This is a genomic window from Cystobacter fuscus, from assembly GCF_044360685.1.
GTDB classification, from domain to species: Bacteria; Myxococcota; Myxococcia; order Myxococcales; family Myxococcaceae; genus Cystobacter; species Cystobacter fuscus_C.
On record NZ_CP043491.1, the window covers coordinates 11,399,345 to 11,419,649 of the forward strand.

The window sequence follows — 20,305 nt, forward strand, 5'->3', positions numbered from 1 at the left end:
GTGGGGGGCGTCCTATGCGCTCCCCGCTTGCCCTGCTCCTGGCGCTCGCCGCCCCCTTCTCCGCGTCCGCGGGCGATGACGTCACCGCCCCCGCGCCTCGCGCCCTCGCCCCCGCGCAGTTGCGAGCCGAGGTGGGCGTGCTCTCCACCGGTCTCGTCGGCACGGGAGGCGCGTGGGCGGACCTGCTCACCTCCCAGGCCCTCTCCGGCCATGTGCTCTTCGGTGGGCTCACCCTGGAGGGCGCGCTGCTATCACTCGTGCCCCTGCAGTCCGGCCGCACCGGCGCGGGCCTCACCCTCACCGCCCGCGTGGGCTACACCGGTGAGCTGTGGAGCCTCGTCGGCGGCCCCGTGGTGAACCTCGGCTACGGCTCGCGGCCCGCCGTCCAGGTGCTGCCCTCCATTCAGGCCCTGCGCCGCGTGGGCCCGGTGGACCTGCACGCCGGGCTGTTGGACTTGCACGGCCTCGTGCCCGCCCACCTCGGCGCCTCGTGGAAGGGCGTGGGCCTGGCCTACGTGCTGCCCGTGGGCGCGCGCGCCTGGGCCTCCATCCCCCTCTCCTCCTCGTTGGCCCTGCGGCTGGAGGGATTCTTCTTCCAGCTCACCGGTTCCCAGTCCGCCTTCCTCACCGTGGGCCTCTCGACCCGCGCCCCTGCCTCCACCGGAGTATCGCCATGAGCCGCCGTGCCCTGCTGTTGGGCCTCTCCCTCCTCGCGGGCTGCACCGGGCGGCCCTCGTTCGATCCCGCCACCATCAACGCCGCGCCCATCGGCCAGGGCCTGCCCCGTGGCTTCCTCCTGGGCGCCTCCACCGCCAGCCACCAGGTGGAGGGCAACAACCAGAACGACTGGACCGACTGGGAGACCAGCCACTACCCGGACGGCTCGCCCCACATCCACGACGGCAGAGTGTCCGGCATCGCCGCGGACTCGTGGAACCGCTTCGACGAGGACATCGCGCTGCTGAAGCAACTGGGCGCCAACGCCTACCGCTTCAGCGTCGAGTGGAGCCGCCTGGAGCCCACCGAGGGCAAGTGGAACGCCGAGGCCGCCGAGCGCTACGTCCAGTGGGTCCGCGCCCTGCGCGCCAACGGCATCGAGCCCAACGTGACGCTGCACCACTTCACCCTGCCGCGCTGGGTGTCCGCCAAGGGCGGCTGGGAGAACCCCACCACCGTGGAGGACTTCGCGCGCTTCTCCGGCCGCGTGGCCGAGTTGCTCGGCGAGCACGTGGACTGGTGGGGCACCATCAACGAGCCCAACGTCTACGCCGTGTTCGGCTACATGGACGGCGTGTGGCCCCCGGGCAAGCAGAGCACGGGCATCGCCGCTGAGGTGCTCGCGCGCCTGCTCGAGGCCCACGCCCGCTCCGCGCAGGAGATACGCAAGTTCGACACCTGGGATGCCGATGGCGACGGCAAGAACAGCCTCATCGGGCTCGTCCACCACGTGCGTGTCTTCCAACCGGCCACCGGCTCCACCACCGACTCCGTGGTCACCGGCCTCACCGACTCCTTCTTCAACCAGAGCGTCACCGAGGCCCTGCGCACCGGCCACATCTCCATCCTCGTGCCCGGGGAAATCACCATCGAGCGCGACGTGCCCGGCCTCAAGGGCTCCATCGACTACCTCGGCATCAACTACTACACGCGCGACCACATCCGGCAGGACTTCTCCCCGTCCTTCTCCCACAAATACGTACCCGAGGGCCGGGAGACGAACGACCTGGGGTGGGAGATCTACCCCGAGGGCCTCTACCTGTTCCTCAAGCGCTACGCGAACCTGGGCGTGCCGTTGGTGGTGACGGAGAACGGCATGGATGATCGCACCGGGGAGCGCCGGCCCTACTTCCTGCGCAGCCACCTGTACGCGGTGGAGCGGGCGGTGGCGGAGGGCGTGCCGGTGCGCGGATACTTCCACTGGAGTCTCATGGACAACTTCGAGTGGGCCGAGGGCTACGAGCCCCGCTTCGGCCTGTTCCGGGTCGATTGGACCGGAGGACGAGAGCGTCAGGTGACGCCCGCGGTGGAAGCCTTCCGCGACGTGGCGCGCAACCTCGGTCTCACACCCACTCCCTGATGGCGGCAGGGCGAAAATCCCAGTAAGAACGAGGAGACAGGAGCGACACCATGGGCGTGATCCAGTTCATCGATGAGTTCCGCGAACTCCACACCAAGGCGCGGCAGGGAAAGCTCGCGGAGCTGGAGCGGCCCGCCTACATGGCGGCGCGCGAGCAGTTCGCGCGGGCGTTGCTCAACGCGCAGGGCCTGATGCTCGACGGGGCCGAGGCCCGGCGCCACTACCGCGTGGCGCACCAGTTGCCGGTGGAGTTGCAGATGGCCTACGGCAACGTGTGGACGAACACCCTGGACCTGTCCGCGGGTGGCTTCTCGGTGATGCTGCCGCACGCGGTGGACGTGAAGGAGCGGCCGAGCGCCCTGCTGTACCTGCCGGACGGCACGACGCTGGCGGGCACCGTGCGCGTGGTGTCGCAGTTCCAGCGGGCCGACAAGCACCGCGCCTCGTTCGCCTTCCTGGACCTGACCGAGCGCGAGTGCGATCTGCTCGAGGGCTTCCTCATCGACTTCGCCCTCGAGCGCGTGGGTATCACCCCTCCGTGAGCCGTGGCTCGCGGCACCAGTCCCCCTAGCCCCGGAGCCCCGGAATGAGCCCCAATCAATGGGTGGAACAGTTCCGGCGCCTGCACCACCGGGCACGCCAGGGTCAGCTGTCGGAGAGCGAGCAGCGCAACTACCAGGCCGCGCGCGAGTACTTCGCCCGGGCGCTCACGGCGGCCCAGGGGCTGAGCGTGCCCGCGACCCGTTCGGCGCGCCGGATGTTCCGTGTCGCCCAGGGGCTGCAGGTGGACCTGACGTTCGCCGCGGGTGCCGTGCGGGCCGTGACGCTGGATGTCTCGGTGGGCGGCTTCTCGGTGATGATGCACAAGCCTCCGCCCGAGTCCGAGGAGCCAGGCTTCTCGCTGCGCCTGCCGGGCAATCAGGAGCCGGTGGTGGGCCGCGCGAAGCAGGTGTCGACGCAGCGCAAGCTGGGCACCCACCGCGTCTCGTTCTCCATCCTCGGCTTGTCGGAGAAGGAAGAGCAGCGCCTGGAGTCGACGCTGTTCGATCTGGCGCTCGAGCGCATCAAGTAAGCCCAGGGAGGGGTGCATGAGCCAGGCCCATACCGATGCCATCCTCGTGCTGGTGACCGCGCCCACGGCGGACAAGGCCGCGGAGCTGGCCCGCGCCCTCGTGGAGGAGGGGCTGGCGGCGTGCGGCAACGTGGTGCCCGGCCTGCGCTCCATCTACCGCTGGGAGGGGAAGGTGCACGACGAGCCCGAGGCGCTGCTGGTGCTCAAGTCCCGCGCGCCCCTCTTCGAGGCGCTGCGCGAGCGCGTCGTGGCGCTGCACCCCTATGAGTGCCCGGAGGTGCTGCGGCTGGACGTGGCGGCCGGCCACGCGCCCTACCTGCAATGGATTGCAGACAACGTGCGCACCGCGCCGTGACGAGGAGTTGGATCCACCGCCCCGTCAGTAGAGGATGCAGTCGAACTGCTCAATGACGGCCCTGAGTTCTTCCTCTGTGGTCTCCATCCGTTTGGCTACCGAGGGAGCGTGATAGGTGAGCGACCTGGTAGGAGCCGGTTGGGTGTGAAGCTCCTCCACGGTAATACGTCCAAAGCGGCCCGGCCACTTGACGCCGCATAGCTCGGGAGCCCTAGGGATCGGGTCAAGGAAGGTGAAACAGGGCCACTTGGGAAAGCGCAGGGTGGTGGGGTCGGAGCCCATGATGCGGCAGCCATCCAGACGGGCCTCGGTGAAGTCGCAGTCCTCGATGGCCCCGTTCTCCCATCCTGTGCCGTAGTCGGGCCAGTGCCCGAAGTCGCACCCGGTCAGCCGCCCCTTGAAGCGGCACCCCCGTAGGGAGGCCTTCACCCATTGCTGGTGATTTTTTAGCTCCTGCTTCACCTCGAAGGTGCAATCAATGAACCGTGCTCCAACGATGATCAGGTTCCTGGCGGAGACCTTGAGAATGACAGTGCAATTTCTAAGCGACAGGTTGGGGCCAAGGAGATAGAGCGAATTCTTGTCAGACAACTCTAGCCGCTCGTTTTCAATTTCCTTGTTTTCGATGATGACGTTCTCGAGCAACCCCATGGTAGACCCTTTCAGAAGGTGAGCATCCGGAAGAACTCGCCCGCCATGCGCCTGCCGTGACGCGCCAGATTTGACTCCGAGCCAGAAAGAATCTCGTACTGGCGGCCTGTCTTCAGGTCAACCACGTCTACACCCTGGTGTTTGAACCGAAGGCTCCCTCCTAACTGAGCTTTCACCTCTTCGTGCACGAAGCGCCCCCGGGCCTCGCGCTCTAGCAGTCGCGCCAGCCAGTATTCGCCCTTGTCCATAGCATTTTTGATGGCCTCTTTCTCCGCGTCCGAGAACCTGTCGGGCCTCCATTTGTTCGCGGCCTGGGTGACGGCCTCCTGGAGCATGTCCCCCACCTTGTCCTCGGCAGGAATGTCCGCGGCCGACTTGCCCCGGGGCAAGTGCCAGCGTTGTCCGTCACTCAGTTCCACCTGCCGGTTGCCGCCCCGGTGACGGATGACGGTTTCGGCGGAGCGGCCCCCAGGCGCCTGTGCAGTTCCGAAGCCCTGTCCCTTCTTGAGCAGCACCACGGCCATGGGACCCTGCGGGGAGGTAGCCACCGTGTCCACCGCCGCCACCGCCTGGGCCAGGGCGCCCTCCGTCGCGAGCGCCGCCTCCGTCACCTCCAGGCGCTCCATGACGCCAGCGCCCCCCTGCGCCTTGAACTGCTTGCCGGCGAGCTTGAAGCCCGGAAGCGACTTCACCCGCGGCAGCACCTGCCCCAGCGTGTGCCCGCCCAGCGAGGCCACGGCGAGAATCATGGCCCGGGCTGCGTCCTCGCCCAGCACCTTGCCGAACTCTCCACCCGCCGCGCGCAGCTCCTCGAAGGTGGTGGCGTGGTGCGCCATGTCGGCCATGCGGGCCCATCCATCCATGAGGCCGTACAGCGTCTGGAGGCCCAGGTAGCCCATCAGCAGGAGGGTCATGCCAGCAGCCAAGGCCTTGCTCGTGGGCTCGGGCACCACCCACATCATGCAGTAGAGGGTCACCGTCCAGACGACCGTGGACACCATCATCCGCACGTCCAGTAACTCGTGCACCAGGGCCTCGCGCGTCTCGTCGAGGACGTGGCCGAACGCCAGCGCCAGGGCGAACGCCCGCCGGTCGTCCGTGCGTAGGTAGGGCCCGTCGTCCAGAAGGCCCAGGCAGTCACCCCCTCCCCGGGGCGCACACCACTGGAGGTACCTGGCCCGCAGAGCCTCATCCGCTGCGGGGGTGAGGACCACCGGCCCCTCCTGGCGCTCGGGCACCAGGGTGTAGGCATGGTCGCGATACACCTCCAGCAGCCAGTCTCCTTGGCTGGCCACCGTCTCGACGCCCTTGGGTGATGGCAGCAGGTGGAGCAACTCCCGGGCGGCCGCTTGTGGCGTCTTCGCACCCAGCCGCACGTCGCGCGAGAGGCGCAGGAAGGCCTGTTGGAACTCGGCTCTGGGAATAGGCACCGGCCGGGTGGCGATGGCGCCGGGCTCCAGGAAGTCCACGTCGTACACGGTGGCGGACTCGAGCCCGGGCTCCGCCGTGGCAGCCACACGCTGCTTGGGCGCCGCTGGGGGCGTCAGCGAGTGGTAGCGGTAGCCGACAAAACCCCCGTGGGGGCTGCCCGTGGCGCAGGAGAACTGGAAGAGGGCAAGGAGGGCCCAACCACCAACGCAGGGACTCAGCCTCGCCCTTATGGGGCGAGCGCCAGGAAGATGGTTGGACACGGCGCACCTCCAGAAGCGACGTGGCTAAAACCGTCACTCCGGAATTACATGAAAATGCGGGCGTACCCGTCAAGCCACCGGGTTGGGTGGGGAAGGCGTCCGGGGAAGGTGTCCCGGGGAAGGTGTCCCGGGGAAGGTGTCAGAGGACTCGTAACAGAGGACTCGTAACAACAGTCACGGGCACATCGTCGGACCTCACCGCCGAGACCTCCAGCCTCTCGCGAGGCCGCTCCCTCAGCTGAAGGTCGTGGTCAGATTCAGCGGGCCGGCGGGGACGCCCACGTCGAGGCCCGCGGGGTTGTCCGAGGGCGTCTGCCAGGCATTGGCCTCCGTCACGGTCTTGCCCGTGGCGTCGTTCGAGATGGACATGCGGCCATTGTGGCCCGCGGGTTCAATCTGGCTGACGTCATAACCGCTCCAGCCCGTGCCGGAGTTCGCGAACGTCGCCTCGCCCCAGGTCTGGCCGGCGTTCGCGCCCGGATTCGCCGTGCCGTCCTTCGACACGCACCACGCGACACTGCTGTTGCTGTCGAACGCCACGGTCTGCGATTGGCCGGGCTGCAGCGTGAACGTCTTCGGCGTGCTCTTGTCGAAGTACTGCCCGCTGTTCGGGCCGCCGTCCTCGCCCGTCTTGTTCCAGAGCGTGACGGTCTGCGGCTGGTTCGTGTTGTTGACGAACGTGTTGGTGTACTTGAACTGGTCCTTCTGGCTCGGGTCGATGAGCTGCATGTTGCTGTTGTACGGCGAGCCGACGTTGTTCTTGGCCAGCCACGGCTCACTCGGATTCACCGGATCCGTGGACCCGGCGGAGGGCGGACCAAACCCCGGACCCGCGTCACTGTCGTAGGTGGGGTGCGCCGGGTTGGCCGGGCTGCTCGGCGTGGGCGCGGGGGCACCCACTTCGGGTCCGGACGCGAGGTCCTGCGGCGCCTCGAACGAGTCGTCCCCCTGCAGCTCACTCAGCAGTTGCGTGAGCTGGCCCAGCACCTGCGTCAGCTGCTCGAGATTGCCCGGGCCCTGCTCGAAGGAGTCGGTCAGCAGCGACTGCCACACGTCGTTGCCCGGCTGCGGCGTGGGGGTGCTCTCCACGATCTCGTCCGGGGAGGAGACCGGCTCGCTTTTGGAGGTGCTCCAGACAGGAGAAGAGAAGGAAGGGCGGTTGACCGAGATGGACATTTTCGAATCCGGGAGGCCAGGAGGGCGGAGTGAGCACGAACAGAGCAGGACCCATGCCAACGCCCCCCCGGCCGCGCACGAGGGCCCGGACTCCCCCCTTCTCGGGAAATCAGTCACTTGGAATGAGAGCACCAGTCCCCCGGCTACCCCAGCGTCCCGCGGTGGGATGACGGCACTCACCACCTGGTGTCTGGAGTCATCACCCGCTCACCCGCCGCGCAGCACGTCGAGGATGACGGCGTAGTGCACGGAGGCCCCCGTGATGACCATGAGGTGGAAGATCTCATGGTAGCCGAAGAGGGTGGGACGGGGATCCGGCCACCTGCGCGCGTAGACCCCGGCGCCCAGGGCGTAGACGACGGCGCCGAAGACGAGCCACCCGACGCGCACGGGGCCGATGACGTCGGGCAGCCGCAGCATCACCGGGACCGACACGAACCCCAGCACGATATAGAGCACGGAGCGCAGCCCTCGCGGCCCGGAGTGGCCCAGCAGCGAGAGCCCCGCCCCCGTGAGCGCCGCGCTCCACATCACCCAGAGCATCCGAGGGCCCCAGCCCCCCGCCTCGTCCAGGACGGCGATGGGCGTGAAGGAGCCCGCGATGAGCACGTAGATGGCCGCATGGTCGCACCGTTGGAGGCGCTGGTAGACGACGGGGCTCCAGTTGGGGCAGTGGTACGTCGCGCTGACCCCGAACATCAGCACCAGGCTGGCGCCGAACACCAGGCCGGCCACGTGCCGCGCGCCCTCGGCCGGGGCCTGGGCCAGGAAGAAGCACCCGGCGAGCGCCGCCACGAAGGCGAGCGCATGGGACACGCCGCGCAGCAGGGGCTTCACTTCCTCCTCTTCGATCCGGAGAGTCTCGATGCGCTCGGGGGATGCCATGACCTTTTCGTACCGCTGGCAGGTCACCGCAGTGTCACCACGTGGCCCCCTCCTGTCCAGGCGCGGACGTCTGGCGACAGGGTCTGCCGCCTCGTGCACACTGGCGTGGAGGTAGACCCCGGCGAGGCGAAGCGTGCTATCTCCCGCGGCCCCGTGCCCCCGCTCCTCTCCTCCCTGTCCGCGCGCTGGCGGCACCTGCCCCGTGGCGCTCGGCTGGCCGCGTGGCTCGTGGGACGCGGCTGTGGGTGCTCGGGTGGATGGTGCTGGGCACCTTCTTCACCCGCGGGCCGCCGCGCGTGCACTGGGCCGGCGGGGACGAGCACTTCCGCTGGATGTACCTGCCCGTGCGCGCGCTGGATGTCTGGGGGCGCTGGGACACGATGTTCTACCTGGACATCGCCCGCGACGCCTATCCCCCCTGGCGCCCCGACGGCTGGGTCTACCACGCCGCCTTCTTCCCCCTGTACCCGAGCCTCGTGCGCGGGCTGTCCGAGCTGCTCGGTGGAGCGTCCCTCTTCCACGTGGGCCTGCTGCTCTCCCAGGTGATGCTGGCGCTCGCCGTCGTCTACCTCGACAAGCTGGTGCGGCTGGATCGCCCGGGCGCCTTCGCCGAGCTGTGCGTGGCGTGCCTGCTGGCCTATCCCGGCAGCCACTTCTTCTCCGCCGTCTACCCCGAGTCCACCGCGCTCTTCCTCGGCGTCTTCGCCCTGTACTGCGTGCGCACCCGGCGCGAGGGCGTGGCGGCCCTGGCCCTGGCGCTCGCCGTGTGGGCCCGGCCCAATGGGTGGATCCTCTGCCTGCCCGCGCTCCTCGAGCTGTGCCGCACCGGGGACGGCCGCCCGCGCCTCACGCCACGCGTCCTCTGGCTCCTGGTGCCGGTGGTGGCCGTGCTGCCCCTGCTCGGCCTGCACTGGCAGCTCTACGGGGATCCGCTCTACTTCGTGCACGTCCAGGCCGCGTGGAAGCGCCAGCTCGGCCTGCCGCTGGTGGCCCTGTTCCGCCTGGACCGCTCCGTGGGCGTGGGGCTGCTCGCCGTGGGGCTCGGCCTGCTCGCCATCTTCTCGTTCCGGTGGGCGGTGGGGCTCGGGCCCAACTGAGACGCCCCGGGCCGCGCGTCCACCGGAGTGGAGGGAGGAGGGTGATCAGTCAGCGCTTGTGGCCGTCGTGCCGCCATCCCCGTCGGATGAAGCATCGAAGCCCGAGGAATCGCCGTCGCTGGACGTTCCGTCGATCTTGTCCGCCAACCAGTCCCTGAAACCGTCGAACTGGTCCGTCCACCAGCCCGTGGACCCGCTGATGCCGGGCATACGGCTGAACAGGAGGTCGGCGGCCATCGCAGCGCCCTCCCTGTCCTCCCGGACCTTACGGAGAACGAGAGCGCCTGCCTTGACCGCGCCCAGGAGCGTCAACGGGACAGCCAACACCACTGCCGCTTGGAGCACCCACGTCATGGACACCTCCCACACTTCGCAGCCATTCACAGTCTATCCACTGTCAGTGCCATTCGTGAAACACGGAGGTGACGAAAAGGAGTGTTGAAGCAGTCAGGCTCCCATCGTCCGTGGCAGCGAGCGTGGACGCGCGAGGCCCGTCAGGGGCCCGCCACCCTCAGGAGCCGGACCCCCGCAGGGAAGCGGCAAGCCCGTCCAGAATGTCCGACTCGCTCACGATCAGCTCGGGGATGTCGAGTTCGCGCAGCACGGTCAGCAGCACCGCGGCGCCGCCCACGATGACTTCCGCGCGTTGGGGCTCTACCAGCATGCGCCGCCGGCCCTGGACATTCTCGGCCGCCAGACGCGCGAACATCTCCCCCACCTGCTCGCGCGTGAGCAGCGAGTGAGGAAAAACAAATACAGCTGGCACGAGCCCTGGGCGGCTATGTCGCCCGGGCGCGCAAGGGCAGTTCCAGGGTGAAGCGGGCCCCGCCGCCCTCGCGCTGCTCGGCCCATACACGGCCCCCGTGCGCCTCGGCCGCGCGGCGCGCCACATACAGCCCCAACCCCAGCCCTCCGTAGGAGCGCGAGGACACCGCCCGGCCAAAGCGCTCGAAGATGCGCTCGAGCTGATCCTCCGGAATGCCGATGCCCCGGTCCTCCACCACCACCCGCGCCACCTCGCCCTGCGCCCACGCCCGCACCTCCACCGGATGGCGCGCCCCGAACTTGAGGGCATTGGCGAGCAAGCCAGACACCACCTGCTCCACCCGCATCCGGTCCCACTCGCCGACGAGCCCTGGAGTCACCTCCACCCGCAGCGCGCAGCCCATGGCCTGGGACTCCGCCTCGAAGCGCTCCAGCACCTCGCGCACCACCTCGCCCAGGTCCATCCGCTCGGGCGACAGCGGCAGCTCGCCGGTGGACAGGCGCGACACGTCCAGCAGCGTCTCCACCAGCGTGCCCAGGCGACGCACCTGGCGCAGGCCCCGATCCAACCGCTCCACCATGTCCATGGCGGACTCGCGCCGCGCCCGCTGCACCAGCGAGCTCAACTGCAGGCCCAGCGAGGTGAGCGGGGTGCGCAGCTCGTGGGACGCCACGGCGAGGAACTCGTCACGCAGACGGATGGCATCCTGGGACTCGTGGTACAGGCGCGCGTTCTCCAGCGTCAGCGCGGCGCGGCGCACCAGCTCCTGCACCACGGGCATGTCCCGCTGGCAGAAGCGCGGCCTGCTCCCGGTGGTGCCGAGCGTCACCACACCCAGCGTCCCCCTGCGCCCCACCAGCGGCACGTGGATGACGGAGCGCAGCCCCATGGCGAGAATGCGGCGCAGGTGCTCCGGGGAGCGCGCCAGCAGGGCCAGGCGCTCCTCGGGCACCTCCGTCAGGAGCAGCGGCTCGCCGGTGTGGAAGACGCGGGGAGGGCCCGAGGGGGCCGCCAGGTCCATGGGAAACAGCCGGTCCGTCTCGTACGCCAGCGCCATCCGCGCGGGATCCTCGTGCGCCAGCGCCACCGTGCGCAGGTAGCGTCCCTCCTCGGGGAGGTAGACGGCGCACCAGTCCGCCAGCTCCGGCACCGGCACGCGCGCCACCCGCTCCAGCGTCGACGGGAAGTCCAGCGAGCCCGCCAGCACCTCGCCAGCGCGCGCCAGCAGATCCCGATCCCTCGCGGCCCAGGCGCGCTCCTGGCGCAGCCGGGCCTGCTCCACCTCGCGCGCCACCGCGGCCGGCAGCCGGGTGATGTTCCTCTTGGGGAAGTAGTCGCGCGCGCCGGCCTTCATCACCTCCACGCCCTCGTTCTCGCCCACGCTGCCGGAGACGACGATGAAGGGAATGTCCAGGCCGCTGTCGAGCACGATGCCGAGCGCGGAGGGCGCATCGAAGCCGGGCAGGCTGTAGTCGGAGAGGATGATGTCCCAGCGCCCGGGCACGAGCACCTCGCGCAGCTCCTCGGCCGACTGCACCCGGTGGGTGTGCACCTCGTAGCCGCCATGGCGCAGCTCGCGCTCCACCAGATCCTGGTCGTCCGGGTTGTCCTCCACCATCAGGACCCGCAGCGGTGTCGTCATGCACGCCCCCCCGCGGGCGGCGAGCGGTTGAGCACCAGCCAGTAGACCCCGAGCTGGCGTGCCGCCTCGACGAACTCGTTGTAGCTCACCGGCTTGCGCACGTAGCTGTTGCAGCCATGGCTGTAGCTCTCCACCAGGTCCTTCTCCTCGTCCGAGGAGGTGAGGATGACCACGGGCAGGAAGCGGGTGCGCGCGTTGGCGCGAATCTGGCGCAGCACCGCGTGCCCGTCCAGGCGAGGCAGCTTGAGATCCAACAGCACCAGCCCGGGCAGGGGCTCCTGGGCCCGATGCGCGTAGGCCTCGCGCGCGAAGAGGTAGTCGAGCGCCTCGACACCGTCCTCTACCACGTCTATCGGCTGGGTGAGGCCCGCGCGCTGGAAGGCGCGCCGCGTCAGGTCGACGTCATCCGGGTTGTCCTCGACGAGGAGAATGGACCGTGGGCCGCTCATGACCGCACCTCCTGGAGGGTGAAGCGGAAGGTGGCGCCCGCGCCACGGGTGGCCTGGACCGAGATGTCCCCGCAGTGCCGGTGGACGATGCGCTGCACCGTGGCCAGCCCGATGCCCGTGCCCGGGAAGTCCGAGGGCTTGTGCATCCGCTGGAAGGGACTGAAGAGCTTGCCCGCGTATGCCATGTCGAACCCCACGCCATTGTCACGCACAACGTACTGGCTCACTCCACCGACCGTCTCCGAGAAGAACTCGATGAGGGCCCCGGAGCGCTTGCTGGTGAACTTCCAGGCATTGCCCAGCAGGTTCTCCAGGAGCACGCGGAGCAGCCGCGGATCTCCCGGCGCGGCGAGCCCGGGTTGGATGGAGCACGTCACGTCGCGCGCGGGCTCGCGCTGGCGCAGCTCCTGGAGCACGGACGTGGCGAGCGCGCTCAAGTCCACCGGCTCGCGCTGCACCTCGGCGCGGGTGACGCGCGAGAGCTGCAACAGATCGTCGATGAGCTGGCCCATGCGCATGGCGGCCGCCTGCAGGCGCGAGAGCAGCCGCAGGCCCTCGGGCGACAGCCGCGGCCCGTCGTCCTCGAGCAGCGCCTGGGCGAAGCCGTCGATGGCGCGCAAGGGGGAGCGCAGGTCATGGGAGACGGAGTAGCTGAAGGACTCCAGCTCCTTGTTGGCGGCGGTGAGCTCGTGGGTGCGCAGGGCCACGCGCGACTCCAACCGGGCCTCGCTGGCGCGCAGGGCATCCGCCTGGGCTTGCACCTGGGTGAGACTGGCGTCGTACTCCCGGGCCAGGGTGATGAGCTGGCGCCGGCTGAACCAGGCCAGCAGCGCGCCCACCGCGAGCGTCCACAGCCCTCCGAGCATGAGCATGGTCCGGCCCGCGTGCTCGGCCTCGCTCCCCTGGAGGGTGGCGCGCTGGCGCATCTCGGCGCCAATGGTATCCAGGGTGGCGCGGAGCGCATCCATGCGGGTCTTGCCCGCGCCCGAGCGCACCACGGACAGCCAGTCTCCCCCCTCGTGGAAGAGGGACAACTCCTCTTCGGCGAACTGATCCCAATTCCGCCAGTGCTCGCGCAGTTGCGTCATCCAGGCGTGTTGTTCGGGCTCGCCCGCCAGGCTTTGCTCCAACGCATCGATCGCCGCGGGGAGCTGCTGCCCGGCCGTCTGGTAGGGCTCCAGGAAGGCGGGCTTGCCGGTGAGGAGGTAGCCGCGCAAGCCCGTCTCCCGGTCGATGAGAAGCTGGCGCGCCCGCTCCAGCCGGGTCAGGGCCTCCTGGGAGTAGCGTGCCCCCTCCTGGGCGCGGATGAGGTTGCCCACCGACCACAAGAGGATGCCCGCGAGCAGCAGCAACAGCCCCAACGGCAGCAGGACGGCGCGCAGCAGCAGGTGGCGGAAGCGGCGTGACTCGGTCTGGGGCATCACTCGTCGAGGGTAGAAGGCATGTTCCCGTGAAGGTTGGCGCCCGACAGACGCCCTTCAACCCACTCCACCGGACACGGCGGCGACAGCTCGGTAGGAGGGCTGCTCCGAGAGGCGGACTCCATGGACGTCCGCCCAGGAGCCGGCCCGAACCCCGGCGGATTCGACCCGGGGTGCGCTCGTTCCCACGCGGAGCGCGGGAGGAGAAAGTGTCAGGCCGAGCAGAATCCGACATTTCCCTCCCCGTGGCCCCCCCCCTGTCTGAAGCGCGACGTCGCCCGGGGATGTTAGAAGCGGAGGAACGCTTCATTCATGCATTCCATGGAAGGGCCAGCACATGACGCTCGCAAGCCGGGAAGCGCCCTATGGCGCCTGGAAGTCCCCCCTCACCGCCGAGCTCATCGCCTCCCAGTCGCTCTCGCTGGGCGAGGTGGCCGTCGATGGGGATGACGTGTACTGGCTGGAGGTGCGCGCCAACGAGGGGGGCCGGCACGTCATCGTGCGGCGCACCGCGGAGGGCACGCACTCGGACCTGCTGCCCGCGCCCGCCGAGGGCCGCGCTCCCTACAGCGCGCGCAGTCTGGTGTACGGCCGGGGCGGCGGCTCGTTCACCGTGTCCGAGGGGCGGGTGGTGTTCGTCAACCACGCGAGCGGCGGCCCCCACCCGGATCAGCGCCTGTACCGGGTGAACCCGGGCCGCACGCCGGTGCCCATCACCCCGGACACGGGCGGCAAGCACCGCTACGCGGACCTGAGCATCGACCGGGCGCGCAACCGCGTGCTGTGCGTGCGCGAGGATTGGCGCAACCTCCAGGAGGGCCAGCCGCGCATCTCCCTCGTGGCGGTGGACATCGACGGGCAGAAGCAGACGGTGCTCACGCAGGGGCGCGACTTCTACTCCTCGCCGGTGCTCAGCCCCAACGGCCGGCGCATGGCCTGGCTCGCATGGGACTACCCGAGCATGCCGTGGGACGGGTGCGAGCTGTGGGTGGCGGACGTGGACGAGGACGGGACGCTGCGCCACGCGCGGCTCGTGGCCGGCGGCTCCACCGAGTCCATCTTCCAGCCCGAGTGGTCGCCCCAGGGCGAGCTGTACTTCGTGAGCGACCGCAACAACTGGTGGAACCTCTACCGGCTGCAGGGGCGCAACGTGGTGCCGGTGCTCGAGCGCCGGGCGGAGTTCGGCACGGCCCAGTGGAGCCTGGGCATGTCCACCTACACCTTCATCTCGCCCCGGCACGTGGTGTGCGCCTTCAACGAGCAGGGCCAGTGGAAGCTGGGGCGGCTGGACGTGGTGCTCGGCCAGTTCTCCGAGCTGGCCACGCCCTACACGGACATCTGCCATGTGCGCGGGGGCTTCGCCACGGCGTACTTCGTGGGGGGCGGGCCCGAGCAGCCCGCGAGCGTGGTGCGGCTGGACATGGAGTCGGGCAAGCCCCACGTCATCAAGGCCTCGAGCACGGTGCCCGAGTCGCTCCTGCCCTACCTGTCGCGCCCCGAGCCCCTGCACTACCCCACCACCGAGCTGGGCGAGTCGCACGCCTGGTACTACCCCCCCACCCACCCGGACTTCCGCGCGCCCGCGGGCGAGAAGCCGCCCCTGCTCATCCTCAGCCACGGCGGCCCCACGGGCGCGGCCTCGACGAAGCTGGACTGGACGATCCAGTACTTCACCAGCCGGGGCTTCGGCGTGGTGGACGTCAACCACCGGGGCAGCACGGGCCATGGCCGCGACTACCGCCTGTCGCTGTACGGCAACTTCGGCGTCATGGACGTGGATGACTGCGCCAACGCCGCGCTGCGACTGGTGCAGGAGGGCCGCGTGGATGCCCGGCGCCTGGTGGCGCGCGGCGCCGGCATGGGTGGCTACACCACGCTGTCGCTGCTCGCCTTCCGGGACATCCTGCGCTGTGGCACCAGCGCGGCGGGCGTGTCCAACCTGGAGTCCCTGGCGGAGAACGCGGAGAAGTTCGAGGCGCACTACCTGGATCAGCTCCTCGGCCCCCTGCTCGAGTCCCGGCAGCTCCTGCATGACCGGTCCCCGGCTTTCCACCTGGACAACCTCAAGCGCAGCCCGCTCTTGTTCATCCAGGGCCGGCAGGACACGCGGGTACCGTCGCGGGAGACGGAGGAGCTGGTGCGCAAGCTGCGCGCGCACGGGGTGCCCACGGCGCTGCTGCTCATCGACGGTGAGGCCCAGTCGCCCCGCGGCACCCCCGAGGCGCGCAAGGCCCTGGAGACCGAGCTGGCCTTCTATGCGCGCGTCATGGGGCTCTCCCTGGCGGATCCCCTGGAGCCGGTGGTCATCGAGCCCTCGTCTGGCTCCTAGCCCTCCTGGGCACCGTCCGCCCACGGGCGGGCGGGCGTGCGGAAGTTGTGGCCGCCCCGGGCCATCTCCAGCTTCCCCGGAATGCAATCCAATCCGGTATCGCCATGGGAGTGGGGCCTGTTCGGGGTGATCGTCCTCGGGATGATCGTCGTCGACCTCAGGTCCCACCGTGGCACGCATGCCGAGTCGCGCAAGGCAGCCTATCTCTGGAGCGTCGCGTGGATCGCCATGGGGCTCGGGTTCGCGGGCTTCGTGGCCTGGAGGCACGGAGGCGTGGCGGCCCAGGAGTACCTGGGCGCCTACCTCATCGAGAAGAGCCTCAGCCTGGACAACCTGTTCGTCTTCCTCGTCATCTTCTCGAGCCTCGGGGTGCCCGAGGACCATCAGCGCCGGGTGCTCTTCTGGGGCATCCTCGGGGCGCTCGTGTTCCGCGGGGTGTTCATCTTCGTGGGGCTGGAGGCGATGGAGCGCTGGCACTGGGTGGTCTACGGCTTCGGCGCCCTGCTGCTCGTCGCCGCCTGGCGAGTGGCGCGCGCACCGCACGGCCAGCAACCAGGGGACAACAAGCTGGTGACGTGGCTGACGCGGCGCCTGCCCGTGACGCGGGAGGCGCCGGATCGGGCCTTCTTCACGCGCACGAAGGAGGGGTGGCAGGCCACCACCCTGTTCGTCGCGCTCGCCGCCATCGAGTTGTCCGACGTGGCGTTCGCCGTGGACTCCGTGCCCGCGGCCCTGTCGGTGAGCCGCAACCTGTTCGTGGTGTACACCTCCAACGTGTTCGCCATCCTCGGGCTGCGCGCGCTCTACATCGCGCTGGCCAGCTCGGCGCACGAGCTGCGCTACCTGCGCTTCGGGCTCGCGGCGGTGCTCGCGTTCGCCGCGCTGAAGATGCTGCTGTCGGAGTGGATCGAGGTGCCGCCGCTGCCCTCGGTGGCCGTCATCGTGGTGTGCATCGGCACCGCGGTGGGCTTCAGCCTGCGGGCGCGCCACCGGGACGCCCCCGGAGCAGGGCCTCACGGCGGACACCGGGAGGAGGCCCGGGCGTAGGCCTCTACTTCTTCTTCGTGCGAGCAGCGGAGGTGGAGCGGCGGGCGGGGACGGCGCGGGACGTCTTCGCGGCGGCCTTCTTCTCCCGGAGGAACTCGTTCTTCCGGGCCGGAGACCGCTTGTCCGCAGGGTCCTGGAGCGCGCGTCCGACGGTCCGCTGCTCTGCCATGCCCATGTCCTTTCGTGTGGGTCTTGAGAGGTGAGACTGGCGCCAGCCATCCTGGGACGAAAGGGCGGACCCGAGGCGGAGCCCTCCGTCTGTCTCGGACGGAACAGCGGCGGGAAGGCGCGGGCCTCGCACCTCCCCGGAGGGCGAGGGCGGCGCCAGCCCCCGGGTTCCCGGGGCGTCCGGAGCAACCCAGGTGCAAGCGCGCGGGAGTTGGGTTATTCGATAAGACGATGGCTGCCAGGAAAACCACATCTCCACCGACCCTGGGCGAATACCAGGAACTGCTGCGCTCCTCGGGACTGCGCAGCACGGCGGCTCGGATCGCCGTCCTCCGGGAACTGGAAGCCGCCACCACGCCGCTGAGTCACGCGGACCTGGTGGACGCGCTCAAGGACGAGGGCTACGACCGCGTCACGCTCTACCGCAACCTCACGGACCTGACCGAGGTCGGCCTCGTGGTGCGCACGGACCTGGGAGACCGGGTGTGGCGCTTCGAGCTCAAGCGCGACGCGTCGGGCGGCCACCATGATCCGCATCCGCACTTCACCTGCACGGACTGCGGCGCCGTGTCGTGCCTGCCGGCCAAGTCCGTCCGCCTCGCGCCCACCAAGGGGCTGCCCAAGGCCGTGGTGGACAGCACGGTGGACATCCAGCTGCGCGGCCTGTGTGACCGCTGCGGCTAGGCCCGCGCGCTCCTCGCCCGGCCACGGCTTCCCCCCGCCCGCCTGAAGGCGCGGGCATCTGGGCGCCCCCGTGCGCCCGCCTCCCCCCTCCTCCAGACTCCCTCCTCACGGCGTCGCCCGTCTCCAGGCGCGTCCGCTTCGTGCGGACCCGAGCCTCATGCAACCGTGTTGCAAAAGCGGGAGAACCTGGGTAACAGATGCAATCCGATTGCATGAGCGCCAGGAGGCAGTCCTGGCCGCGAGAGGAAAGAGCGCACCATGCCCAAGGGCAACCGAACCATCGTCCATCTCGTCTCGAGCGCCGGCAGCGGCTACGTCTACACGACGACGAAGAACAAGCGGAAGTCGCAGGAGAAGCTCCAGCTCAAGAAGTACGACCCCCGCGTGCGCAAGCACGTGCTGTTCGTGGAAGGCAAGCCATGAGGAGGCGGTCCCGGCGTGGAGGAGGAGCCGGAGCGGCGTCCTCGCCGGGGCCGGGCGCGGCCCGGACGCGCGAGCGCTTCCGGGAGTTCGTGCCCCCGGAGCTCATCGGAGTGGCGCCCCCCGGCGAGGACGAGGACGGCGAGGACGAGGCCACGCGTGAGCGGCCCAGGCACCTGCGGCTCGTGCGCTCCGCGGAACGCGTCTCCGAGCCGGTGTCCTGAAAGACAGACGGGGGGAGGCGCGGGCTTGAAGGGCCCGGGCCTCCCCCCGTGGCGTTCACGTCCCGATCAGAACTTCTCGCCGCGCTCGCGCAGCTCCGCGATGACGCGCTCGATGCCCCGCTTGTTGATGATGCGGATGCCATGGGCGCTCACGCGCAGCCGCACGAAGCGGCCGAGGCTCGGCACCCAGAAGCGATGCGTCTGGATGTTCGGCAGCGAGCGCGTCTTCGTCTTGTTGTTGGCATGGCTGACGTTGTTGCCCACCAACGGCCGCTTCCCGGTGACCTGACAGACCTTGGACATGTGTGTGGCTCCTCACCAGCTCGACTTGATGACCCCGGGGATTTCCCCGGACAGGGCCTTCTCGCGGAACGCGATGCGCGACAGCCCGAAGCGGCGCAGGTAGCCGCGGGGACGGCCCGTGAGCGCGCACCGGTTCGTCACCCGGTTGGGATTGGAGTCGCGCGGCAGCTTGCCCAGCGCCGTCTGCGCCCGCATCCGCTCCTCCATCGTGGCCGCCACGCGGATGGCCTCCTTGAGGGCGGCCCGCCGCTCCGCGTACCGCTTCACCAGCGCCTCGCGCTGCTTGTTCTTCTCGATCTTGCTCGTCTTCGCCATCCGCTGACCGCCTCCTCTTGGGTCGTTGAGGGTCCGAGGCCCAGGCAGTACCCCGGAAACCCCACAGATGCAACCGAGTTGCATTAGAACACGCCACCCCAAAAAGAACGCGCACCACTTAAATGCAACTTGATTGCGTTTGCACTCTGATGGCATAAGCGCGGTGTTTCCCGCGGAGGGAACGGACGTCCGGGAGGATCGCGGTGTCTCGAATCGTGTGGAGCGTGGGAGTGGGAGGTCTGGCGTTGGCGCTCCTCGCCGCGCCGTGGCTCAGCCAGCCGGGAGACGGGGTCACGGCCGTGCCGGTGGCGGCGGAGCCCCTCCCCGAGCCCATGGCCTCACCGTCCCAGGTCGCGCCGCCCCCGCCTCCCCAGGCCGCGGACCTCCCGCCCCCGCATCCCGAGTCCGTCGCGGCCTCCGCCCTGCACTCGTCCTCGCCCCTGCTCCCGCCGGAAACCAGCCGCTCCGCGAGACGCTGGCCACTGACGTCCCGGTCCCTGCACAAGCTGCCCGAGCAGCGCCAGCGCATCGTGAGCGCGCTGCGCGGCCGCTACGCCACCCCGCTCGAGCGCCGTGACGCCGTGCTCGCCGCCTTCGAGTCCTCGGGCGGGAGCCAGGCGGAGTGGACGAAGCAGGGCCGCGAGGCGCTGGCCACCTGGCGCTCCCGCATCGAGGAGCAGGTGCTGCCCATCCGCGCCGAGTCGCCCCGCTGCTACGCCGCCGGGTGCGTGACGCGCGTCACCTTCCCGGACGCGGCCTCCTACGAGGAGGCCCGCCAGCGCGTCCCCCGGCTGGAGCTGAGCGGCGTGGGGCCCCACATGCAACTGCCCCCCGAGTACCTGCCCTCGGGCGAGGTCTCCGTGTCCTGGGCCGTGCTGCCCCCCGAGCGCTGAGCGGCCATCCCTTTTCCACGCATCACCCAGCAGTCCCCACCCACAGAAGGAGTCGCACCATGAAGAACCTGCTCAAGACGGGCCTGTCCACCTGCGCCCTGGCGATGCTGATGACCGGTTGTGGCACGACGGAGGCCCAGGACGCGGCCGCCATGGAGCTGGCCACCGAGCAGCAGGAGCTCGCCGCTCAGTGTGATCCGGCCGAGACGGAGGAAGTGATCGAGCACTCCTGCATCCACGCGGAGAGCGGCCCGTTCCAGGCCGTGACCGCCGCGGCGCTGGGCACCGTGCCGTTCGTGGACGTGAACCTCCCCCACACCGCCTACAACGTCACGCTGCCTGGCAGCTGCAACCAGTACGGCGGCTCGGTCATCTTCACCGCCGAGGAGAGCACCGAGTACGCCTTCCTCCTGTCGCGCTACCAGGGCCTGCGCATCTTCGACGGCACCACCGAGGTCGGTCTGGAGTGCCGCTCGTACATCTCGGCCAGCGCGTGCGGCGCGCTCAAGAGCATCGCCATCGCCCCGCTCGAGGCGGGCAAGGACTACCGGCTCGAGTTCCGCGCCTCCCGCGCGAGCGACGCCCAGTTCACGCTCCTGGTCGAGGAAGCCGCTCACGAGCACGAGCACGAGTAAGCCGC

At 69.7% G+C, this 20,305-nt stretch carries 25 protein-coding genes; 13 read left to right on the forward strand and 12 right to left on the reverse strand.

Translation table 11 applies throughout. The features are described from left to right. The first annotated feature begins 14 nt into the window (after positions 1-14). The 5 genes from F0U63_RS46620 to cutA are packed head-to-tail and all read left to right on the forward strand — an operon-like array spanning position 15 to position 3,504. Entirely contained in the window at positions 15-677 is a 663-nt protein-coding gene (locus tag F0U63_RS46620; protein WP_395841584.1) for a hypothetical protein, read from the forward strand. Next, positions 674-2,077 carry a glycoside hydrolase family 1 protein gene (locus tag F0U63_RS46625; RefSeq protein ID WP_395841586.1) on the forward strand — a complete coding sequence of 468 codons (1,404 nt, stop codon included), beginning with the start codon at positions 674-676 and terminating at the stop codon, positions 2,075-2,077. Before F0U63_RS46620 ends, F0U63_RS46625 begins: the two co-directional genes overlap by 4 nt. 50 nt (positions 2,078-2,127) lie before the next feature. Further along, on the forward strand, positions 2,128-2,619 hold the full coding sequence (locus F0U63_RS46630; protein WP_395841588.1) for a PilZ domain-containing protein: 492 nt from the start codon (positions 2,128-2,130) through the stop codon (positions 2,617-2,619). Between the two features lie 44 nt (positions 2,620-2,663). Beyond that, positions 2,664-3,149 carry a PilZ domain-containing protein gene (locus tag F0U63_RS46635; protein WP_395841590.1) on the forward strand — a complete coding sequence of 162 codons (486 nt, stop codon included), beginning with the start codon at positions 2,664-2,666 and terminating at the stop codon, positions 3,147-3,149. Positions 3,150-3,165: 16 nt separating this feature from the next. Further along, a complete protein-coding gene (gene cutA / locus F0U63_RS46640; RefSeq protein WP_395841592.1) occupies positions 3,166-3,504 on the forward strand; it encodes a divalent-cation tolerance protein CutA in 339 nt (112 codons plus the stop codon). 24 nt (positions 3,505-3,528) lie between these two features. On the opposite strand, the gene F0U63_RS46645 is transcribed toward cutA, so the two are convergent. The 4 genes from F0U63_RS46645 to F0U63_RS46660 form a co-directional block, all read right to left on the reverse strand. Then, complete coding sequence (locus F0U63_RS46645; RefSeq protein ID WP_395841594.1) at positions 3,529-4,155, reverse strand: hypothetical protein; 627 nt, start codon at positions 4,153-4,155, stop codon at positions 3,529-3,531. A gap of 11 nt (positions 4,156-4,166) precedes the next feature. Continuing rightward, positions 4,167-5,846 (reverse strand): hypothetical protein, encoded by a 1,680-nt coding sequence (locus tag F0U63_RS46650; protein WP_395841596.1) that lies wholly within the window; start codon positions 5,844-5,846, stop codon positions 4,167-4,169. A gap of 234 nt (positions 5,847-6,080) precedes the next feature. After that, positions 6,081-7,022 (reverse strand): hypothetical protein, encoded by a 942-nt coding sequence (locus tag F0U63_RS46655; RefSeq protein WP_395841598.1) that lies wholly within the window; start codon positions 7,020-7,022, stop codon positions 6,081-6,083. 207 nt (positions 7,023-7,229) lie between these two features. Next, positions 7,230-7,907 carry a hemolysin III family protein gene (locus F0U63_RS46660; RefSeq protein WP_395841600.1) on the reverse strand — a complete coding sequence of 226 codons (678 nt, stop codon included), beginning with the start codon at positions 7,905-7,907 and terminating at the stop codon, positions 7,230-7,232. Positions 7,908-8,128: 221 nt separating this feature from the next. Between F0U63_RS46660 and F0U63_RS46665 the strand changes: the two genes are divergently transcribed. Next, a complete protein-coding gene (locus F0U63_RS46665; protein ID WP_395841602.1) occupies positions 8,129-9,004 on the forward strand; it encodes a mannosyltransferase family protein in 876 nt (291 codons plus the stop codon). Between the two features lie 45 nt (positions 9,005-9,049). Here the strand turns inward: F0U63_RS46665 and F0U63_RS46670 are convergent, their stop codons facing one another. The 5 genes from F0U63_RS46670 to F0U63_RS46690 form a co-directional block, all read right to left on the reverse strand. Then, positions 9,050-9,358, reverse strand: a complete 309-nt coding sequence (locus F0U63_RS46670) for a hypothetical protein (RefSeq protein ID WP_395841604.1) — start codon at positions 9,356-9,358, stop codon at positions 9,050-9,052. Positions 9,359-9,515: 157 nt separating this feature from the next. Then, positions 9,516-9,713, reverse strand: coding sequence for a hypothetical protein (locus F0U63_RS46675; protein ID WP_395841606.1), 198 nt, complete (start codon positions 9,711-9,713; stop codon positions 9,516-9,518). A 70-nt stretch (positions 9,714-9,783) separates the two neighbouring features. Continuing rightward, entirely contained in the window at positions 9,784-11,412 is a 1,629-nt protein-coding gene (locus tag F0U63_RS46680) for an ATP-binding protein (protein ID WP_395841608.1), read from the reverse strand. Beyond that, a complete protein-coding gene (locus F0U63_RS46685) occupies positions 11,409-11,861 on the reverse strand; it encodes a response regulator (protein ID WP_395841610.1) in 453 nt (150 codons plus the stop codon). The genes F0U63_RS46680 and F0U63_RS46685 overlap by 4 nt, the downstream gene beginning before the upstream one ends. Continuing rightward, complete coding sequence (locus F0U63_RS46690; protein WP_395841612.1) at positions 11,858-13,282, reverse strand: CHASE3 domain-containing protein; 1,425 nt, start codon at positions 13,280-13,282, stop codon at positions 11,858-11,860. The genes F0U63_RS46685 and F0U63_RS46690 overlap by 4 nt, the downstream gene beginning before the upstream one ends. Before the next feature lie 337 nt (positions 13,283-13,619). On the opposite strand from F0U63_RS46690, the gene F0U63_RS46695 reads away from it, so the two are divergent. Next, on the forward strand, positions 13,620-15,611 hold the full coding sequence (locus F0U63_RS46695) for a S9 family peptidase (RefSeq protein ID WP_395841614.1): 1,992 nt from the start codon (positions 13,620-13,622) through the stop codon (positions 15,609-15,611). A 36-nt stretch (positions 15,612-15,647) separates the two neighbouring features. Further along, positions 15,648-16,658, forward strand: coding sequence for a TerC/Alx family metal homeostasis membrane protein (locus F0U63_RS46700; protein ID WP_395841616.1), 1,011 nt, complete (start codon positions 15,648-15,650; stop codon positions 16,656-16,658). Positions 16,659-16,662: 4 nt separating this feature from the next. Here F0U63_RS46700 and F0U63_RS46705 read toward each other — a convergent pair whose 3' ends face one another. Next, positions 16,663-16,827: a hypothetical protein gene (locus tag F0U63_RS46705; protein ID WP_395841618.1), complete on the reverse strand. Its 165-nt coding sequence runs from the start codon at positions 16,825-16,827 to the stop codon at positions 16,663-16,665. Positions 16,828-17,057: 230 nt separating this feature from the next. On the opposite strand from F0U63_RS46705, the gene F0U63_RS46710 reads away from it, so the two are divergent. The 3 genes from F0U63_RS46710 (at position 17,058) to F0U63_RS46720 (ending at position 18,154) form a co-directional block, all read left to right on the forward strand. Beyond that, positions 17,058-17,510, forward strand: a complete 453-nt coding sequence (locus tag F0U63_RS46710; protein ID WP_395841620.1) for a Fur family transcriptional regulator — start codon at positions 17,058-17,060, stop codon at positions 17,508-17,510. Positions 17,511-17,768: 258 nt separating this feature from the next. Continuing rightward, complete coding sequence (rpmG, locus tag F0U63_RS46715) at positions 17,769-17,933, forward strand: 50S ribosomal protein L33 (RefSeq protein ID WP_002628749.1); 165 nt, start codon at positions 17,769-17,771, stop codon at positions 17,931-17,933. Beyond that, positions 17,930-18,154, forward strand: coding sequence for a hypothetical protein (locus F0U63_RS46720; protein WP_395841622.1), 225 nt, complete (start codon positions 17,930-17,932; stop codon positions 18,152-18,154). Before rpmG ends, F0U63_RS46720 begins: the two co-directional genes overlap by 4 nt. A 66-nt stretch (positions 18,155-18,220) precedes the next feature. Here the strand turns inward: F0U63_RS46720 and rpmB are convergent, their stop codons facing one another. Further along, positions 18,221-18,457 (reverse strand): 50S ribosomal protein L28, encoded by a 237-nt coding sequence (gene rpmB / locus F0U63_RS46725; RefSeq protein ID WP_071897742.1) that lies wholly within the window; start codon positions 18,455-18,457, stop codon positions 18,221-18,223. 12 nt (positions 18,458-18,469) lie between these two features. Further along, positions 18,470-18,772: a 30S ribosomal protein S14 gene (gene rpsN / locus F0U63_RS46730; RefSeq protein ID WP_395841625.1), complete on the reverse strand. Its 303-nt coding sequence runs from the start codon at positions 18,770-18,772 to the stop codon at positions 18,470-18,472. 203 nt (positions 18,773-18,975) lie between these two features. Between rpsN and F0U63_RS46735 the strand changes: the two genes are divergently transcribed. Both F0U63_RS46735 and F0U63_RS46740 read left to right on the forward strand, forming a co-directional pair. Next, complete coding sequence (locus F0U63_RS46735) at positions 18,976-19,665, forward strand: hypothetical protein (protein WP_395841627.1); 690 nt, start codon at positions 18,976-18,978, stop codon at positions 19,663-19,665. A gap of 59 nt (positions 19,666-19,724) precedes the next feature. Further along, entirely contained in the window at positions 19,725-20,300 is a 576-nt protein-coding gene (locus F0U63_RS46740; RefSeq protein ID WP_395841629.1) for a hypothetical protein, read from the forward strand. The last annotated feature ends 5 nt before the right edge of the window (positions 20,301-20,305 follow it).

Bases quoted from the DNA above. Each gene is read 5' to 3' on its own strand.
- F0U63_RS46620 (WP_395841584.1), top strand. From the start codon at position 15: ATGCGCTCCCCGCTTGCCCTGCTCCTGGCGCTCGCCGCCCCCTTCTCC.
- F0U63_RS46625 (WP_395841586.1), top strand. From the start codon at position 674: ATGAGCCGCCGTGCCCTGCTGTTGGGCCTCTCCCTCCTCGCGGGCTGC.
- F0U63_RS46630 (WP_395841588.1), top strand. From the start codon at position 2,128: ATGGGCGTGATCCAGTTCATCGATGAGTTCCGCGAACTCCACACCAAG.
- F0U63_RS46635 (WP_395841590.1), top strand. From the start codon at position 2,664: ATGAGCCCCAATCAATGGGTGGAACAGTTCCGGCGCCTGCACCACCGG.
- cutA (WP_395841592.1), top strand. From the start codon at position 3,166: ATGAGCCAGGCCCATACCGATGCCATCCTCGTGCTGGTGACCGCGCCC.
- F0U63_RS46645 (WP_395841594.1), bottom strand. From the start codon at position 4,155: ATGGGGTTGCTCGAGAACGTCATCATCGAAAACAAGGAAATTGAAAAC.
- F0U63_RS46655 (WP_395841598.1), bottom strand. From the start codon at position 7,022: ATGTCCATCTCGGTCAACCGCCCTTCCTTCTCTTCTCCTGTCTGGAGC.
- F0U63_RS46660 (WP_395841600.1), bottom strand. From the start codon at position 7,907: ATGGCATCCCCCGAGCGCATCGAGACTCTCCGGATCGAAGAGGAGGAA.
- F0U63_RS46670 (WP_395841604.1), bottom strand. From the start codon at position 9,358: ATGACGTGGGTGCTCCAAGCGGCAGTGGTGTTGGCTGTCCCGTTGACG.
- F0U63_RS46675 (WP_395841606.1), bottom strand. From the start codon at position 9,713: ATGTTCGCGCGTCTGGCGGCCGAGAATGTCCAGGGCCGGCGGCGCATG.
- F0U63_RS46680 (WP_395841608.1), bottom strand. From the start codon at position 11,412: ATGACGACACCGCTGCGGGTCCTGATGGTGGAGGACAACCCGGACGAC.
- F0U63_RS46685 (WP_395841610.1), bottom strand. From the start codon at position 11,861: ATGAGCGGCCCACGGTCCATTCTCCTCGTCGAGGACAACCCGGATGAC.
- F0U63_RS46690 (WP_395841612.1), bottom strand. From the start codon at position 13,282: ATGCCCCAGACCGAGTCACGCCGCTTCCGCCACCTGCTGCTGCGCGCC.
- F0U63_RS46695 (WP_395841614.1), top strand. From the start codon at position 13,620: ATGACGCTCGCAAGCCGGGAAGCGCCCTATGGCGCCTGGAAGTCCCCC.
- F0U63_RS46705 (WP_395841618.1), bottom strand. From the start codon at position 16,827: ATGGCAGAGCAGCGGACCGTCGGACGCGCGCTCCAGGACCCTGCGGAC.
- F0U63_RS46710 (WP_395841620.1), top strand. From the start codon at position 17,058: ATGGCTGCCAGGAAAACCACATCTCCACCGACCCTGGGCGAATACCAG.
- rpmG (WP_002628749.1), top strand. From the start codon at position 17,769: ATGCCCAAGGGCAACCGAACCATCGTCCATCTCGTCTCGAGCGCCGGC.
- F0U63_RS46720 (WP_395841622.1), top strand. From the start codon at position 17,930: ATGAGGAGGCGGTCCCGGCGTGGAGGAGGAGCCGGAGCGGCGTCCTCG.
- rpmB (WP_071897742.1), bottom strand. From the start codon at position 18,457: ATGTCCAAGGTCTGTCAGGTCACCGGGAAGCGGCCGTTGGTGGGCAAC.
- rpsN (WP_395841625.1), bottom strand. From the start codon at position 18,772: ATGGCGAAGACGAGCAAGATCGAGAAGAACAAGCAGCGCGAGGCGCTG.
- F0U63_RS46740 (WP_395841629.1), top strand. From the start codon at position 19,725: ATGAAGAACCTGCTCAAGACGGGCCTGTCCACCTGCGCCCTGGCGATG.